The 17,437-nt window shown below is 71.7% G+C and carries 11 protein-coding genes; 4 read left to right on the top strand and 7 right to left on the bottom strand.

What is annotated here, in order from left to right:
- Window positions 1–16 precede the first annotated feature (16 nt).
- Window positions 17–1,987: an N-acetylmuramoyl-L-alanine amidase gene (locus DFJ67_RS36900; protein ID WP_116073572.1), complete on the bottom strand. Its 1,971-nt coding sequence runs from the start codon at window positions 1,985–1,987 to the stop codon at window positions 17–19.
- Between the two features lie 185 nt (window positions 1,988–2,172).
- On the opposite strand from DFJ67_RS36900, the gene DFJ67_RS36895 reads away from it, so the two are divergent.
- Window positions 2,173–3,018 (top strand): AfsR/SARP family transcriptional regulator, encoded by an 846-nt coding sequence (locus DFJ67_RS36895; RefSeq protein WP_116073570.1) that lies wholly within the window; start codon window positions 2,173–2,175, stop codon window positions 3,016–3,018.
- Here DFJ67_RS36895 and DFJ67_RS36890 read toward each other — a convergent pair.
- From DFJ67_RS36890 to DFJ67_RS36875, 4 genes are all read right to left on the bottom strand, one after another.
- Window positions 3,015–5,264, bottom strand: a complete 2,250-nt coding sequence (locus DFJ67_RS36890; RefSeq protein WP_170216144.1) for an ATP-binding protein — start codon at window positions 5,262–5,264, stop codon at window positions 3,015–3,017. The genes DFJ67_RS36895 and DFJ67_RS36890 overlap by 4 nt on opposite strands.
- 65 nt (window positions 5,265–5,329) lie before the next feature.
- Window positions 5,330–6,046 carry an SDR family oxidoreductase gene (locus DFJ67_RS36885; protein WP_116073566.1) on the bottom strand — a complete coding sequence of 239 codons (717 nt, stop codon included), beginning with the start codon at window positions 6,044–6,046 and terminating at the stop codon, window positions 5,330–5,332.
- 12 nt (window positions 6,047–6,058) lie between these two features.
- Complete coding sequence (locus tag DFJ67_RS36880) at window positions 6,059–6,922, bottom strand: DUF427 domain-containing protein (RefSeq protein WP_116073564.1); 864 nt, start codon at window positions 6,920–6,922, stop codon at window positions 6,059–6,061.
- An 18-nt stretch (window positions 6,923–6,940) separates the two neighbouring features.
- Window positions 6,941–7,660 carry an SDR family oxidoreductase gene (locus tag DFJ67_RS36875; RefSeq protein WP_116073562.1) on the bottom strand — a complete coding sequence of 240 codons (720 nt, stop codon included), beginning with the start codon at window positions 7,658–7,660 and terminating at the stop codon, window positions 6,941–6,943.
- A gap of 104 nt (window positions 7,661–7,764) precedes the next feature.
- On the opposite strand from DFJ67_RS36875, the gene DFJ67_RS36870 reads away from it, so the two are divergent.
- The 3 genes from DFJ67_RS36870 to DFJ67_RS36860 all read left to right on the top strand — a co-directional run bounded on the left by DFJ67_RS36870 (window position 7,765) and on the right by DFJ67_RS36860 (window position 13,833).
- Entirely contained in the window at window positions 7,765–10,512 is a 2,748-nt protein-coding gene (locus tag DFJ67_RS36870; protein WP_116073560.1) for an AAA family ATPase, read from the top strand.
- Window positions 10,513–10,576: 64 nt separating this feature from the next.
- Window positions 10,577–12,589 carry a hypothetical protein gene (locus DFJ67_RS36865; protein ID WP_116073558.1) on the top strand — a complete coding sequence of 671 codons (2,013 nt, stop codon included), beginning with the start codon at window positions 10,577–10,579 and terminating at the stop codon, window positions 12,587–12,589.
- Window positions 12,590–13,113: 524 nt separating this feature from the next.
- Window positions 13,114–13,833, top strand: coding sequence for a hypothetical protein (locus DFJ67_RS36860; protein WP_116073556.1), 720 nt, complete (start codon window positions 13,114–13,116; stop codon window positions 13,831–13,833).
- Here DFJ67_RS36860 and DFJ67_RS36855 read toward each other — a convergent pair.
- Both DFJ67_RS36855 and DFJ67_RS36850 read right to left on the bottom strand, forming a co-directional pair.
- Window positions 13,830–15,194, bottom strand: coding sequence for a hypothetical protein (locus DFJ67_RS36855; protein WP_147315757.1), 1,365 nt, complete (start codon window positions 15,192–15,194; stop codon window positions 13,830–13,832). The genes DFJ67_RS36860 and DFJ67_RS36855 overlap by 4 nt on opposite strands.
- Window positions 15,195–15,896: 702 nt before the next feature.
- Entirely contained in the window at window positions 15,897–17,369 is a 1,473-nt protein-coding gene (locus DFJ67_RS36850; RefSeq protein ID WP_116073552.1) for an MFS transporter, read from the bottom strand.
- Window positions 17,370–17,437 lie beyond the last annotated feature (68 nt).

Raw genomic sequence — 17,437 nt, 5'->3', positions numbered from 1 at the left:
TCAGCGACGAACCGGCCTAGGAGAAGATGCCGATCGACAGCCGCAGGTCGACGTCGGCCTGGTCGACGAACGCCACCCGCTGCCCGAACTGGATCTCCACATAGGTCTTGTCGCCCTGGATCACCGTCCAGTCGCCGGGTGAGGTGCCGGCGAACGTGGTGGCCCGGTAGTACTGACCGGGCAGGACCGCGCCGACCGCGTAGCGCTGCCCGGCCGAGAGCGTGTATTGCAATGGCGAGATCGCCTGCACCGGCACGCCGGCCGGGTAGGCGGCCGCCTCGGGGTAGGCACGCCCGTACACCGGGATGGTGGTCTTGTCCTTCTTGGGTATGGCGACCAGGCCCAGCTGCCAGTTGGCGGTCGGCTTCGAGCGGGGGTTGAGGAACCAGCCCTTTTGACCGAGATACCAGATCGCGGTCCAGTCGCCCTGCCGCCCGGCCAAGGCGAACGTCTGCCCGGCCGAGGCGCGGGCGCCGTGGTCGGAGATGTGCATCGTGGACGGTGCGCCGTTGGGGTGCAGGCCGAGGTCGGTGAGCAGCGGCGCGTCGGCCGACGGCGCGGTGCGCAGGATGACCGCCGAGGACCCGTGCGGTGCGCACGGCACGCCGGCCGTCACGCAACCGGTGAACGCGGGCTGGTTGCTGGCGTAGTCGGGATCGATCTGCACGAGCCCGGTCAGCGCGGTGCCGGTCGACCAGAGCGGTGCGCCGAGCAGGTCGAAGTAGTGCGACCAGTCCCAGTAGGGGCCCGGGTCCCAGTGCATGCCGGCGACGGTCGCGGCGGTCGTGCCGGGAACCGTGTCGTGGCCGAGGATGTGCTGGCGGTTGAGCGGGATGCCGAAGCGCTGGGCCAGGTAGCGGACCAGCTTCGACGAGGATCGGTAGAGCGCCTCGGTATACCAGGAGCCGTCGGCCGCGAAGCCCTCGTGTTCGAGCCCGACCGAGCGGGCATTGACGTCCCAGTTGCCGGCGTGCCAGGCCACGTCGTTGGTCTTCACGTGCTGTGCGATCTGACCGTCGACCGAGCGCAGCGAATAGTGCCAGCTGACGTACGTCGGGTCCTGCACCAGGTCGAGCGTGGTGGCCCAGGACGCCTCGGTGTCGTGGATGACGATGTATTCGATCTTCTGCCGCTCCGGCCGCTGCGACAGGTCGTGGTTGCCGTAGGCGCCGGGCGTCGTCCCGTATTGCTCGTAGGGCGCCGGAACCCACTCGCAGGCCACGGTGACCGGGCACTCGAGCCCGTCGGGCCGGGTCGTCTTCCGCAGGCCGAGCCGGTCGGCCAGGGCCCGCTGGGGCGCCACCGAGCGCCCGTCGAGCCGCACGGCCTGGCCGTCGTCGGTGGTGCGCGCGGCACCGTCGCGGATGGTCGCGTAGACCTCGTCGGCGAACGTGGTCGCCGCCTCGGCGGTGTCGGCACCCGAGTAGCGGGCGACCGCGCCGAACCAGGCGGCCGGGTCGCTGCCCGCGCCGGTGGGCGCGCCGAGCGCGTCCTGGTAGGAGGCGAGCAGGGCCGCGCCGCCGCGGATGTTGGCCGCCGGGTCGGTGCGCAGTGCCTCGGGGGCGGCGCCGGTCAGGCCGGCGGCCGCGTCGAGGGTCTCCAGCGCCGCGGCCGGCGGTGCGGGGTCGGCCTCGGCCGGCGGCGCGCCGGACAGCGGGCGGCTCTCGTCGCCGCGCGGGTCGACCGCCTCGCCGGCCGTGCCGTCGGGCCGGGCCGCCGCCGACGCGGCCCGGATGCCGTCGGCGTCGGTCAGGTGCATCGGGCCGTAGCCGCCGCTGGTGCTGGGCTTGCCCGCGTTGGTGTCCCAGCGGGACTCCAGGTAGGACACGCCGAGCAGGACGCTCTCCGGCACGCCGAACTCGGCCGCCGCGCCGGCGTACACCTGTTGGCGGCTGGTTGGCGCGGCGCTCGCCGTGCCGGGGGTGACCAGGGTGAGTCCCGCGAGCGTGAGGGTCGCGGAGGTGAGATAGCTGAGGGTTCGTCGCATGCGTGCGCCTCCCGGGGGTGCCTCGGGTCACCTTGCTCCATCGACGCCGATCGCGTCAATACCTGCCACGCCGCACGCATGCCCTGAAAGTAAGTTTCACAACTGCGCGTTGTTGCGGGTCAACTGCGGGTGAGTTGCGGATCGGCTACGTGGTGGGGCGTCGATGGGTTCGGCACCGTGAACACATGCGGATCGCATTGCTCGGGCCCCTGCGGGTGCAGGCCGCGGGGGTTCCCCTGGAGGTTCGCGGCCTGCGTGCGCGGCGGGCGATCGCCCTGCTCGCGTTGAACGCGGGCCGGCCCGTCGCGCTCACCCAACTGGTCGACACGCTATGGCCCGACGATCCGCCGGCCACGTTCCGGGAACAGGTCTACAACTGCGTCGCCGGGCTGCGCCGGACGCTCGGCACCCGCCCGCGGCCGGAGGTCGACGTGGTCCGCACCGGCGGCGGCTACGCCCTGACCATCGACGCCGACCGCGTCGACGCGTTGGCATTCGAGGCGGCCCTGCGGGTGGCGGCCGCGCGGGCGAGCGCCGGCGACCGGGCCGGTGCCACCACGGTGCTCCGGTCCGGGCTGCGCCTCTGGCGGGGCGAGGCGCTGGAGGGTGTCGTCGACGGGCCGCTCGGCTTCGCCGCGACCCGGCTCGACCGGCTGCGCGGCGAGGCGTGGGAGAAGCTTTTCGAGCTGGAGATGGGGGTACGCCGTGATCCCGGCCTGATCGCCGAGATGTCGGCGGTGGCCGAGCGCTATCCGTTGCGCGAGGGGCTGACCTGCCAGCTCGGCACCGTCCTGTGGCAGGCCGGGCGGGCCGCCCAGGCGCTCGAGGTCTGCCGGGAACACCGGCGGCGGGTGTTGGCCGAGTTCGGTGTCGACGCCGGCCCGGCCGTGCGCGACCTGGAGACCCGGATCCGTGCCGCGGGGCCGCCGGCCGGCGTCGACCGGCTGATCGCCGACGTGGAGGTGCTGCTGGCGGAGGTACGCGGCCTGCTGACCAAGGCTGCCCGGTGCCCGGCCTGCCGCACCGGCTAGAAGCGGATGGCCTGTCGCCAGTTGCGCCGGGCGCCCTCGAGGTCGCCGAGGGCGCGCTGGGCCAGGCCGAGCACCACCCGGTAGGTGTCGGCGGCGTTGCCGTCGCCGAGCCGCTCGAACTCGCTGACCGCGAGGGCGAGTCGGGCCCGGGCGGTGTCCGGCTGACCCGCGGCGAGCAGGGTCAGGCCCAGCTCAGCCAGGACGTAGGCCGAACCCTCGCGCAGGCCGTGCCGCCGGGTCAGCTCCAGGCACGCCTCGTGCTCCTCGATCGCGTCGGCGTAGCGGCGCAGCGCGAACAGGCAGCGCGCGGTCTGGTGGCGCAGCATCACCGAGGCCACCTCCGGGCCGGGCGGCAACAACCGGCGGGCCTCGTCGAGCACCGCCAGACCCTCGGCGCCGCGGCCCTGGGTGGCCAGGCACTTGGCGAGGTTGATCCGCGAGTTGACCACCCCGGCGGTGTGGCCGAGCGTCTCGAACAGCGCCAGCGCGGCCCGGTGCGCCACGATCGCCGGCCGCGGACTGGCCTCGGTGAACCGGAGCAGGCCGATCAGGTTGAGGGTCCGCGCCTCGGCGGCCCGGTCGCCGAGCGCGCGGGCGAGGTCGGTCGCGGCCGCCAGATGGCTGCCGGCCAGCGCGTAGTCGTTGCGCAGGATGGCCAGGTGGCCGAGTTGCATGCCGGCCAGCAGCGCCGCCGGACGGTTGCCGTCGCGCACCGCGACCTGGCGCACCGCGTCGGCCAACCGCTGCCACTCGTCCCACTCGCCGGTCGCCCGCAGGTGTGGGCCGAGCGCCCGGGCCAGGTCGGCGCACGCCTCCGCGTCGACGTCGGCCGTCAGCTCGGCGGCCAGGCAGACGGCGGCCACGATGAGCTGGCCCTCGGCGGTCAGCCAGCCGGTGGCCGCGGCGGCGTCGCGGAACGGCGGCGACGGCAGCTCCTCGATGGTCTGCAGCGCGGCGACGGCGGTCTTGCGGTAGCCGTCGACCAGCCGCCGCACCAGCCGGGCGGCCACCTCGGGCGGGTCGGCGGCCCGCGACCGCTCCTGGGCGAACAGGCGCACCAGGTCGTGGTAGCGGTAGCGGCCCGGCCGCGGCGAGAGCAGCAGCCGGGCGTCGACCAGGTCTTCCGCGATGCCGGCGGCGATGGCCGCGTCGACGTCGCAGGCGGCGGCCACCGTGTCGACCGAGATCTCGCCGAGCCGGGGCCAGGCGAGCTGGCGGAACGCCTCCGCCAGGTGCGGGGGCAGCGCCTGGTAGCTGAGGTCGAAGCTGGCGCGGACCGCCTGCTCGGTGCCGCCCAGCTCGTGCAGCCGGCGGTCGCTCGCGGCGAGCCGGTCGGCGAGGTCGCGCATCGACCAGGCCGGCCGGGCGGCCAGCCGGACCGCGGCGAGCCGCACGGCAAGCGGGAGCCGGCCGCACGCGTCGACCACCTCGGCCGCCGCGGTCGGGTCGGCGACCGCGCGGTCGGTGCCGGCCACGCCGGCGAGCAGCCGCACGCTCTCCTCGGCGGAGAACAGGTCGAGGTCGACGGCGAGCGTCACCGGCAGGCTGGGCAGCGGCTTGCGGCTGGTCAGCAGCAGCCCGACCGGGCCGGCGCCGGGCAGCAGCGGCAGCACGTCGCGGGCGTGTTCGACGTCGTCGACCAGCACCAGCACCGACCGCTCGGCGAGCACCGAGCGCAGCAGGGCGGCCCGCTCCTCGGCGTCGGTCGGCACGGCGCCAGCGGGTGTGCCCAGGGCGCGCAGGAAGAATCCGGCCGCCCGGTAGGGCTCCGCGCGGCCGGCCCGCCGCAGGTCGATGTAGAGCTGGCCGTCGGGGTAGTGGCCGCGCACCCGGTGGGCGACGTGCAGCGCGAGGCTGGTCTTGCCCACGCCGGCCATGCCGGAGATCGACACCACGACCGGCCGGGCACCGGGCCGCAGGGCGGCGGCGAGCCGGTCGGCGACCTCCTCCCGGCCGGTGAAGTCGGGCAGCTCCGCCGGTAGCTGGGCCGGGCGCGGCGGCGCGTCGTCGCGGGCCGGTTCGTCGTCGTCGCCGGTCATCGCCCGGGTGAACCGCTCACGGTCGGCGCCGGCCAGGCCCAGGGCGTCGGCCAGCAGCCGCACGGTCGAGGAGCGCGGCGCGCGGTTGCGCCCGGACTCCAGCGACTGGATGCTGCGCACACTCAGCCCGGTCGCGGCGGCGAGCTCCTCCTGCGACAGCCCCAACCGTCGGCGGTGCACCCGCAGCGGATGAGGCGGCATGACCATATCGAACACCATCTGTGCTGCACCGCGCAGTCTGCGGTCCGAAGCGTGGGAGGCTGCTCAGTCGATCAAACCAGGCGTTCGCCGCCGTCGACGCCCAGGGACACCCCGGTGAGGAAGGTGTTCGTCAGGGCGAAGACGACCGCGTCGGCGACGTCGTCGGAGGTGCCGACGCGGTGTGCCGGGTTGTGGGTGCGGCGGTTGTCGTAGAGCGCCGCCTTCTTCTCGGCGCCGAGCGCGTCGTAGGCGCCCGTGTCGATCGTCCCCGGCGAGATCGCGTTGACCCGGATCGGCGCGAGCTCCACCGACAGCGACCGCGCGATGGCGTCGACGGCACCGTTGGTCGCCGCCACCGCGAGCATCCCCACGGTCGGCTTGTCGGCCGTCGCGCCGGAGAAGAGCACGAACGAGCCGTCGGGCGGCATCCGGTCGGCGAAGTGCTTGGCCAGCAGGATCGGGCCGACCGCCTTCGTCCGGAACGACTCGACGATCGTGTCGGGCGCCAGGTCGCCGACCGTGCCGCGGGCGCGGGCCGATGCCGTGCAGACGACGTGGTCGACGCGGCCGAGCCGCGCGGCCAGGGCCTCCACACTGGACTCGTCGGTCAGGTCGACGGTTTCCGTGACGACGCCGGGGTCGTCGTAGGCGTCGGCGAGCGCGGCGGAGTCGCGGCTGGCGGCCACGACGGTGCCGCCGGCCGCGCGGACGGCCTCGGTGGTCGCGCGGGCGATGCCACTGCCGCGGCCGATGACCAGGACGGTGCGGTCCTTGAGACCTGCGAACATGATCGTTTCCTCTCAGGCTTTGGCCAGAACCTCGTCGACGTCGAAGCCGCGGTCGATGCCGTGCGGCACGACGGTCTGGCCCGGTTCCATCGCGACCTGCCGGCCGTCGAGGAAGACGTCGATCTTGTCCGGCTCGAACGAGACGTAGTCGGAGATCAGGTCGACCTCCGGCCAGGCCTCCTCGTAGGACCAGGCGGCACGGGCCCGGCCACCGATGTCGTAGTAGCTGGCCAGCCCCTTGTAGGGGCAGAAGGTCTGCCGATCCACCGGCGCCAGCGCGGCCGGGTCGACGTCGGCGCGCGGCACATACCAGCGCGGCGCGAAACCCGATTCATAGAGCACCCGCGGGTGTACGGAGTCCGCCACCACCCGATCGCCGTCACGCACCACCAGGTGGCGCGACGAGCGCCGGATGTCGATGCGGTGGTAGAGGTCGGCGGCATGGCCGGTGATCCGCTCGTCCTCCTCGTAGAACGCCTCCATCGGGTGCCAGGCGAACGCGACCCGGTGGCGCAGCGGGCCGGCGTAGCGGGGCAGGTCGGCGAACCGCCAGGCGGCCCGCTCGGCCCGGGCCGGGCCACGGTGGACGGTGAACCAGTCGGTCGGACCGAGGTCGCGGTGGGTGGTGACGTGGTCGGTCGGTTCCAGCACGCCCGGCGCGATGGCCGCCTCGGGGAAGTAGGCCACCGGGTAGCGGCCCGGCTCGTGCAGCAGCGTGACGTCTTCGCTGTCGGCGATCCAGTCACCACCGAACCGGACCCGCAGGCGGCGGCGCAACGGTTCGGCGTACAACATGCGCTCGGGGGGTGGGTCCGGAGTGAGGAACTGCCCGACGCTGCGCTGCGCGAGCGGGCCCTGCTGCCAGGAGAGTCCCATGGTCGTCGTCCTTCCGGTTCAGGTGAGCGGCTCGCCGCCGTCGATGTGCAGCGTCGTGCCGGTCAGGAACGGGCTGGTCAGCGCGAACAGCACGCCGTCGGCGATGTCGCCGGTGGTGCCGATGCGGTGCGCGGGGTTGCGGGTGCGGATGCGCTCGAAGTAGGCGGCCTTGCCCTTGTCGCCGAACTCGTCCCAGGCGCCCGTGTCGACGACGCCCGGGGAGATCGCGTTGACCCGGATCGGCGCCAGTTCCAGGGCGAGCGAGCGGGCCAGCACCTCGACGGCGCCGTTGGTGATCGCCACGGCCATCGTGCCGACCGCGATCTTGGCGGCGGCGACGCCGGAGAAGAGCATGATCGAACCGCCGTCGTGCATGCGGGGGGCCAGGTGCTTGGCCAGCATCAGCGGGCCGATCACCTTGGTGTCGAACGAGCGCCGCACCGCGTCCCGGTCGAGGTCAGCGAGGTGGCCGCGGGCCCGGGCGGAGGCGGTCGAGACCACGTGGTCGATGCCCTCCAACCGCCGGCTCAGCGCGGCGATCGACTCCTCGTCGGTCAGGTCGACCCGCTCCGCGATGATGTCCGGCTCGCCGGCGTAGGCCTCGGCCAGCCCGGGCTGGTCGCGCCCGGCGACGACGACCCGGGCTCCCGCGTCGCGGGCGGCGACCGCCACCGCGCGGGCCATGCCGCTGCCGCGGCCGACGACGAGCACGCGCTGGTCCTTGAGCAGTCCAGACATGGCGGTTCCTTCCTGTCGCACCTGACCAGCGTCCGGCCGCACCTGCCCGCCGCGCATCCGCCAGTGGCCAGCGACGGGGGCGGGCCGGCGATAGCGTGGTGGCTGTGCACCGGCCCATCGCGGGGACGGTCGCGGCGGCGCTGACCGGCCGCCGCGGCGAGTGCGCGGTGCTCGACGACCTGGTCCGGGCCCTGCGCGCGGGTGACAGCCGGGCACTGGTGGTGCACGGTGAGGCCGGTGTGGGCAAGACGGCGCTGCTCGACCACCTGGCCGTGGAGGCGCAGGGCTGCCGGGTGGCCCGCGCCGCCGGCATCCAGTCGGAGATGGAACTGCCGTTCGCCGCGCTGCACCAACTCTGCGCGCCGATGCTCGACCGGCTCGACCGCCTCCCGGCACCCCAGCGCGACGCCCTGCGGACCATGTTCGGCCTGAGCGCCGGCCGCGCACCCGACCGGTTCCTGGTGGGGCTGGCGGTGCTGGGGCTGCTGTCGGCCGTCGCCGAGCAGCAGCCGCTGCTCTGCCTGGTCGACGACCAGCAGTGGCTCGACCGGGCGTCGACGCAGGTCCTGGCCTTCGTCGCCCGGCGGCTCGGCGCCGAGTCGGTCGGGCTGGTCTTCGCCGCGCCCGACGTGCACCCTGAGCTGGCCGCCCTTCCGGACCTGCGGGTCGGCGCGCTGCCCGACGCCGACGCGCGCACCCTCCTCGACGAGGCACTTGCCGGACCGATCGACGCACGGGTACGCGACCAGATCGTCGCCGAGGCCCGCGGCAACCCGCTGGCCCTCCTGGAGTTGCCGCAGGGAATCACGCCGGCCGAGCTGGCGGGCGGGTTCGGGCTGCCCGGTGCCGGCGCGGGAGGCATCGAGGAGCAGTTCGAGCGCCGGGTGTCGGCCCTGCCGGAGCCGACCAGACGGTTGCTGCTGCTGATGGCGGCCGACCCGGCCGGCGACCCGGCGGTGCTGGCCCGCGCGGCCGCGGTGCGCGGCATCGGCCCCGGAGCCGAAGGCCCGGCGGCCGACGCCGGCCTGGCCGACTTCGGCGCCCGGGCCCGCTTCCGGCACCCGCTGGTCCGCTCGGCGGTCTACCGGTCGGCGCCGGCCGACGAGCGGCGGGCCGCGCACCAGGCCCTCGCCGACGCCACCGACCCGCGGCAGGAACCCGACCGGCGGGCCTGGCACCGGGCCGCGGCCACCGCCGGGCCCGACGAGGACGTGGCCGCGGAGCTGGACCGCTCGGCCGGCCGGGCCCAGGCGCGCGGCGGCCTGGCCGCGGCGGCCGCGTTCCTGCAACGCGCCGCGGCACTGACCCCCGACCCCGCCCGGCGGGCCGGCCGCGCGCTGGCCGCCGCCGAGGCCGAGGTGCAGACCGGCGGCTTCGACGCGGCGCTTGACCTGCTCGACGTGGCCGCCGACGGGCCGCTGAGCGACGATCAACAGGCCGGCGTCGACCTGGTGCGCGCGGAGCTCGCGTTCGTCGCCAACCGCGGCAACGACGCACCGCCGCTGCTGCTCAAGGCCGCCGAACGGCTCGCCCGGGTCGACCCGGCGCTGTCCCGTGCGACCTACCTCGACGCGCTGTCCGCCGCGATCTTCGCCGGCCGGCTGGCCGCACCCGGCGGCGACGTCCACGACGTGGCGCGGGCCGCGCGCACGGCACCGGCCGCGCCGGACCCGGGCGCGGCCGACCTGCTGCTCGACGGCACCGCGGCCGCCTACAACGACGGCTACGCCGCCGGGCTGCCGGCGCTGCGCGCGGCGCTGCGCGACTTCGGCGCCGGCCTGTCCACCACCGAAGAGCTCGACCTGCTCTGGATGGCGAGCACCACCGCGCTGCGGCTGTGGGACGACGAGCGGTGGGACGCGCTCTCGGCCCGCCACCTCGAGCTGGCCCGGGAGACCGGGATGCTCAGCCAACTGCCGCTGGCCCTGACCACCCGCGCCTACCTGCTGCTGTTCTCCGGCGACCTGGCCGGAGCGGCGTCACTGACCGCGGAGACGACGGCGATCACCGAGGCGACCGGCACCAACCTGGCGCCCTACAGCGCGCTGGGCCTGGCGGCCTTCCGCGGCGACGAGCCGGCCGCGGCCGCGCTGCTCGACGCGACCACGATCGACGTGACCCAGCGGGGCGAGGGGGTCGGGATCACGTTCGCGGAATGGGCCAACGCGCTGCTCCATAATGGACTCGGTAACTACCGGGAGGCGCTGGCGGCGGCCGAGCGGGCCACCGCCTACCAGAGCGACCAGGGCGCGCTGATCTGGCCGGCGGTCGAGCTGATCGAGGCGGCGAGCCGGGCCGAGGCCGCCCCGGCGGCGGTCGCCATGTTCGACCGCCTCGCGGCGATGACCAGCGCCAGCGGCACCGACTGGGCGCTCGGCATCCAGGCGCGCGCGCAGGCGCTGCTGACCGACGACGACGCGGCCGAGGGCCACTACCGCGCGGCGATCGAGCACCTGGAACGCACCCGGCTGCGGGTCGACCTCGCCCGGGCACACCTGCTCTACGGCGAGTGGCTGCGCCGGGACCGCCGGCGCACGGACGCCCGCGAGCACCTGCGTACGGCCAACGAGATGTTCGACGAGATGGGCACGGCGGCGTTCGCGGCCCGGGCGGGGCGCGAGTTGCGGGCGGCGGGCGGGAGCAGCAACCCGCGCGTCCCGGCGCCGCAGGACGAGCTGACCGTGCAGGAGGCCCAGATCGCCCGGATGGCGGCCGGCGGCCTGTCCAACCCCGAGATCGCCACCCGGCTGTTCATCAGCGCCCGCACCGTCCAATATCACCTGCGCAAGGTCTTCACGAAGCTCGGCATCACCTCGCGCGGCCAGTTGGATCGTGTGCTGCCAGCCGGCTGAGCGCCGGTTGTCAGCTTTGCTGCTCTGAGGACTGTCGATATCTCCGCGCCTACACACTGGGCGGATGAGGCCGGTGCGTGCGGTCGTGGCCGTGGTGGCGGTGCTCGCCGCCACGGTGGTGAGCGTGGTGACGCCGTCGCCGGCGGCAGCCAGCTTCGCCGGTCGGGTGTCCGTCACCTCGCACGAACTGCACGGCGGTCCCGAGTGTCTGGACCGCACGTGGGGCGTGTTCTGCCCACGTCCCGACCTGTTCGCCCGGGCGATCATCAACATGGCCGACGGCACGCGGGTCTGCCCGACCGGGCCGGTGACCGACGACTTCGAGAACGTGGTGGCTGACCAGGCGCTCTGCATCAACGTCTACGTCAAGGGTGATTTCACGGTCACGTTCGAACTGTGGGACTCCGACGAGGACGACGCGCCCGGCGCGAGCCAGCAGGGCGACCTCGCCGCGGGCGACGCCAAGGGCTGGACGACACCGCGGTTCACCGGCGGCGTCGAGGGAACCCAGCGGTTCACCACCAGCGGTGGCCCGTCCACGGCGGTCTTCTCGGTCCTGATCAGGCCGGTGACCACGACCATCACGGTGACGGAGCCGGTGGCGGCGGGCACCGACTTCGACCCGAGCCTGGGGGAGCGGGCCTGGATCCGCGGCATGCTGAACGACCCCGCGCGGCTGCGGTTCGTGATCTCCGTGTCGGCGACCGGCGAGTCTTTCGAACTCGTCACCGGGCCGTTCTGGGGCGGCACGTTCAATATCGACTGGGATGGGCGGCGAACACCCGGCGCCGGGCCGGTTCTGCCGGTCGGCGACTACACGGTCACCATCTCCGATGTCTCGCACGCCAACCCCGCGACGCGGCCGTCCGTGTCACGCCCGATCCGGATCGTCAGACGGGCCTCGTCTCTGCTGGCGATCACCGGTGCGCGGCCGGCTGCCACCTGGGACGTCGCGAGCGGGCCCATCACGGTCGACGCGATCACCGGGCAGGGTGGATCCTTCTGGGTCGAGGTGGCGCCCCGATCGCCGGCCGGCCCGTGCGGCCCCACGCTGGCCCGCACGCCGGAGCAACAACGCGGGGCAGGACAGCTCGAGCTGGGCTGGGACGGCAAGGCCGCCGACCAGAGTCTGGCCACACCCGGCGAATACTGCCTGCGCCTGTTCGGACGCGCCACGAGCGGCGGCGCGCTGGGCCCGTCCACGCCGTTCGTGGTCACCGTCGCGCCGCGTACGGTGGGGCTGGAGGCCTACGCGCTGCTGAACCCGGCGGTGCCTGCCGCGCTGCCGACCGCGGGCGGCGGCCGGATCCAGATCGTCGCCGAGGCGCTCCGGGCGAAGCACTCGGGCCGTTACGCCGCGAGCATCACCATCGAGGCCACCGCCGCCCGCACCCCCGGCGCCAGCATGGCGGCGGCACCGCGCGTGCTGCGGCGCTGCGAGCGGGTGACCAGTTGCATCGTCGACCTGCCACCCGACCTGGCCGCGGCCGAGGCGGTCGCCTACCGGGTGTCCGCGGCGGAGCGTGCCGACCTGGCCGACGCGGCCACCTTCGCCGGCACCTGGCGGATCACCGACCTGCACCCACTGCCCAACCGGGTGTGGCGGGTCTCCTCGCCCGCGGTGGTGACCACCATGGTCTCCGGCACGCCGGTAACCTCGCAGATCAACGTCGTCTACTACCCGGGTACGGGCTACGACCTGACCAACACCGTCGCCGCCACTGACTTCGCCGCGACGGTCGGCGACAACGTGTGGCAGTTGCTCGGCGCCGGGCCCAGGGCGCGGTTCCCCTCGTCGGTCGCGGCCGGGTGGGATGCGGTTTCGGTGCACGTGGCCAACATCCCCGTCGCCGTCTCGCACACCGACGGCACGATGCCGGGCTCGGCCGAGGACCTGTGCGAATGGCCGGGCTTTCCCACCGTCAGCTTCGGTGAGGTGCACGGGGTCCCGCACCGGGTCGACTGCCGCGACAACGCCGGCAACGGGGTGTTCACCGCGAACGACCCGCAGATCGGCTGGCACGAGTTCCACCACGCCGCGTACGCGGAGGAAGGCCTTAGTTTTCTGACGCCATGAAAGTTCACGCCAGACGCCGCCGAGCCCGATCGCCAGCGGCGGCACGGGCGCGCCGCGAAGGTCGTTGGCTCGGCGCACGAGCGTCAGGGACTGGCGCATCTTCAGTAGGTAGAACGACGCCACGACAGCGCCCACCGGGACGCAAACGAGCGCCAGCGCCGGCGATCCGATGACCATAAAACGGAACCTTTGACCGTAGCCCGCTGCCGACCACTCTAGAGGGTGATACCGGAACGCGTCGACGGCCGCGACGGCACTGACAATGAATGAGCCCATTAGCAGGACTCCATAGATATCACCGAGAAACATGGGCCCCACCCAGTCGAAGCCAACGATGCGGCGCACCGCCATGGTCGGTGCAGGCACGCCGTGATCGCTATAGGCCAAGAGTCCGTTTTCTACGATTCATCCTTTCGGGGCCGTGCCCACGGGTAGAACCGCGCCACTCTCTACTGAGTGCTACGGCGACGCTGCGCTCCCACGGCGCACATACAGTGTGGCGAAATCGCCTTATGCTCTGCCCTATGCGGTACGTGTCTGCTGTCGCCTTCTACGGCCCCAAAAAAGACCCTCTGGCCAGCCTGCTATCCGAGCTACAGGACATCGTGGCCCGGTCCTTGGGTCGTGCGTTCCGGCCATACGTCCTGGACCAGATCCACGGCACGCTGATCGCGCTCGGCGGTGCCTCCGGCGTGAACGACTTCTACAGAGAGCACCGAGGCGCGCGCAAGCGCATGGATTACCCGGCGGCCCTGCGTATGCTCACCGCGGCGCTTACCGACCCGCTGACGGTCCAGTTCGGAGGGGTTGCGGAGGAGCTTGGCTTCAGTAGTCGAGGACAGGCTCTGCGCACCAGGTGTCTTTCGGAACAGGGAGGCAGCGTCGTCATTATCGGCTGGCCCACGGAGGCGTTCCGTTCCAGCGGCGCGGACCGGCGTCTCGACGAGTTGCGACGTCGGATGATCTCGGCCAACGTCCTGCATCGCTATCATGCGACACCTTCGGACGTTGATGACGACCTGTACATGGTGCTCGGCCACTGCCACGGCGCGGACCTTACCGACGTGACCAAGGCGGTCGACGCTGGACGCGGCTACCTGGCAGCCCGTCCGACTGCGGTCACGATTCAAATGGCCGATGTCTCGGTGGTCGCCGCGGACACACCCACCCTGCTCCCGACGATCCGGACGATTCCACTGGCGCAGGCGACCGTCGCGGACCTGATTGAATTGAACGGTGGTTAGGCAGTGAAGATCGGGATTGTGGTCTCAGGAGGGTTCCGAGGGACGGTCAACTTGTGGCGCCGCGTTGGCTGGAACTTTACGTAGAACGTCACTCCCGCACCGACGACGCCCGCTACTAGGCCGTAGGCCGGGTTGGCATGGTCGGTGTTCGCCAAAAAGTCGAGCGTCTTCGTGAACGCAGTGCTGAAGAACCCGACCGATGCGCTCTGTGCGACAACGATGGTCAGATTGCTGCGGCCACCCTTTGCCACCTCGCGTAGCTCGCGTGCGTAGGCCTCTGCGTGCAGCCTCAGGGTCTCCGACATGCGGGTCTCGTTGGTCGGTTCACGATTGGCCATCCATGCCCGTCTGCTGGCAAAGAAACCTTGCCCAGCCCCACTCGTCATGGCGTCAAGCACCCGCGCACTGTCGGCCTCGAGCAGCGTCCTGACTGTCGGCACCCTTACGGCAATCTCCAAGGTCGTCGGCAACGCGTTGATCCCGTCATCATCAGGGTAGAGCGACATGGTCACAGGCGAGAGGGGGCCAATAGAGTTGTGCAGGCTGCTGAACCCCGTAGCCTGACTACGCTGATAGGTAACGTTTACAACATCGACGAAAAATCGCACTCTTCGCGAAAGCTGCTCGTCTCGCAACGCGTCCACTGCCGTGATCAGGTCACGTGGCTTGTCGAAATCGCGCGGCCCGCCAATGATCGGCAACCTGGCGCCTAAGGCGTTGAACATCTCGGCCCGGCGCAGGCCTAGACCACCCTTATCACGCGTTGCACGCATCGCCGCCTCCGGCACTGTCTCGCGCCACTCCTCAATGCCTACCCACAGGTCGTGCTGGCGCTCGTCGAGTGCGCGGGGCAATTCCGGACGACTAAAAGTCGCTTCGACCACCTTTTGATATCGACCACCCATGTTCGAGGGCCAACTCATTCGCAACGCTTTCGACGACCCAGCAGTAGCGACATCGAGCGCCTCGGCGAGGAGTTCGGGCTGGGTGCTGTGCCTCAGGTACTGCTGGTATTCGATCCCCAGAATCTGCTCGCCGCCGATCGCTGAAAGCGCACCGCCGAATGTCTCAGTATCCTCGGACCGGAACGCAGGAATGATCAGGCCCCGCCGCAGCGCTTGGAGGACGAGCGGCCAATGTCCTGTGTTGTACCTGGCGACGTGCCCGATTAACGGCTCGCAATTGAAAAAGAAGATGTCCGGGATGACGAGTCCGCCCTCGGAGAACAGCAGGTTGTAGACGAGGCTGTTATCGAAGATCGCCGGATCTCGTGAGATCGAGTGTTCGACGCCACCATCAGACGCCGAGAAATATTGCGGCGTTGTCCAGGACGATCGCCGGGATGAGTCGTATGCGTCCATGAACTCACCGTATGTCCGTGCGTCCACGCAGGACAGTCCACCGAAAGCGGTCCGTCCCTGTCGAGCTTGACGAAGGACCAACGATTGCCGTCAAGGCCCGTTTGGAGCCGGGAGCGCCGGACGGCAGGCGGATCAAGCGTGTTTCTGGTTTCTTCGTGGCATCGGTGGAGGAGCCAAAGGCGCCGTCGGTGCAATCTGATGACGATGCGGCCGCGCCGACGTACGGCGTCGCGGATGGAGGTAGATCTCGATGTTGTTCACGGCGTCTGTTGCCCCAGCCAGGTTGCGGCCATTGGCTTCGCCTTTGGTTCCCCGTATCGCGCAGGTCAAGGTAGAGCTCTTGCAGTTCCTATCGATCCCCCCGTGCTGCACCGATCTGACATGGCGTCCACGTGTTCGTGGCGAACATACCGATCCATCCCATCATCGAAGCTCCGGAGCAGGCACCGCTGGGCGGCAGGCCACCGTCGACTGCACTCACGTCGGCAGACGGGGCGTCCTGGTGCGGCTCACTCCGTGATTCCGACTAGTCGCGGGCGTTCTCCTCGAACGCGGGCGTGCGTGGGCGTCTGCCACTCACCCCGTCTCCTCGGGATGATTTGCGCGATGGCCTCGCTTCCTGGGTCCAGGTCGCCTGTTGTGGCCATCGGGCAGCAGCTCTGCTTGTGGTCATCGCCGCGTCGATCCGCCGGCGGCCGCGACCTAGACCTCCGGGGCTTCGGTGCTGGCGTTGGGGCGGAGCCGGGCGAGCAGCGGCGGGGAATACCACGCCGCTTCGCCGCCGAACCAGCGCAGCAGCGCGGGCTTGGGCGGCCGGACGCCGCCGAGCGTGTAGAGCGCGACCCCGACCAGGGCCCCGAAGACCGACAGGCCCAGGCACACCCAGAGGGCGGTGCGGATGCCCGCGGTAGCACTGCTCCCGACGTTCAGGGCGACGTAGAGCAGGACCGGTGCGATCATGAAGGCCGCCACTGCGCGCATCAGCTCGACGATCGCGAAGACCCGCTGGAGAGCGGCGTTGCGCAGCGAGAAGCCGGCGATGAACAGCGCCGGCGTGACCGAGGCGCCGACGCCGACGCCGATCAGGCCGGTGGCAATCAGCACGACGATGGTGCTGGGCGGCATGTCGACGGCGAGCAGCGCGATTCCGGCGCTCAGGCAGGCCAGCCCGACGAGCGCGAAGTAGTGCAGGCCCTTCGTCGTGAACAGGATCGCGAACAGGATCGCGGTGATGAACGCGCCGCCGAACTCGGGCAGGTAGAGCAGGCCCAGCTTGAGCGGCGAGTAGCGGTCCTGGAGGAGCACGCTGCTCAGCGTGATCGCCGAGACCGAGGCGGCCGCGGCGCAGATGGCCACCACGATGCCCGACGTCGGCATGGTCGTGGTGAGCGGCTTGATGATCAGCAGCGGCCGCTTGGAGTGGTACTGCTGGATCAGCAGGGCGACGATCACCAGCACGCCGCCGATCAGCGGCCCCAGCGTCTCGGCCTCGATCTTCTGTTTCGTGAGGAGCTGCGCGGAGCCGTAGAACGCCGCGATGCAGCCGACTGCGGCCATCGAGACCGCGAGCGGCGAGCGGGTCGAGGTGAGGTCGGCCGGCGGTATGTCCTCGAACGTCAGCAGCACCAACAGCAGCGCGAGGATCGAGATACCCGCGATGATCCAGAACAGCGGCCGCCAGTTGTGGTAGTTGGCCTGGATGCCGCCGATCAGCGGACCCAGCGCGACCGCGCCGAAGATCGACAGGTTCAGGATCACCGCCGTGTAGCGGATCTTCGACGGCGGGAAGCCGGTGACCAGCGGCGGCACGGCCGCGATCAACAGGAGGCTGGTGCACAGGCCCTGGAGCACGTGCCCGGTGATGAACTGGATCGCGCCGGTCGCCGATGCCGCCAGCAGCGAGCCGGCCACCAGCACCAACGCGTAGATGATCAGCATGCGGCGCTGTGGCAGGTGCTGGGCGAGCTGCACCGACAGCACGGTGCCGAGCGCGTAGCCCGCGTTGGCCAGGCCGGTCGCCAGGTTGATCTGCTCGGTGCTCATGCCCAGTTGCTGTTGCACGATGGGCGTGATCGGCCCGAGCGCCGCGGAGAGCACCAGGTAGGGGATCAATGCGGTGACGACCATCGTCGCGACCACGGGGTAGTGGCCCGCGAAGGGACCGCGTCGGCTCATTTCGCGAACCTCCTTTGCCCCATTCCATGGAGTTCATCCAAATTAGCCCGCTTTGCGATTCATTCGGG

This window comes from Asanoa ferruginea, from assembly GCF_003387075.1.
Classification (GTDB): domain Bacteria; phylum Actinomycetota; class Actinomycetes; order Mycobacteriales; family Micromonosporaceae; genus Asanoa; species Asanoa ferruginea.
The sequence above is the reverse complement of the archived record's forward strand: the minus strand, read 5'-3'. Positions and strand labels throughout refer to the sequence as shown.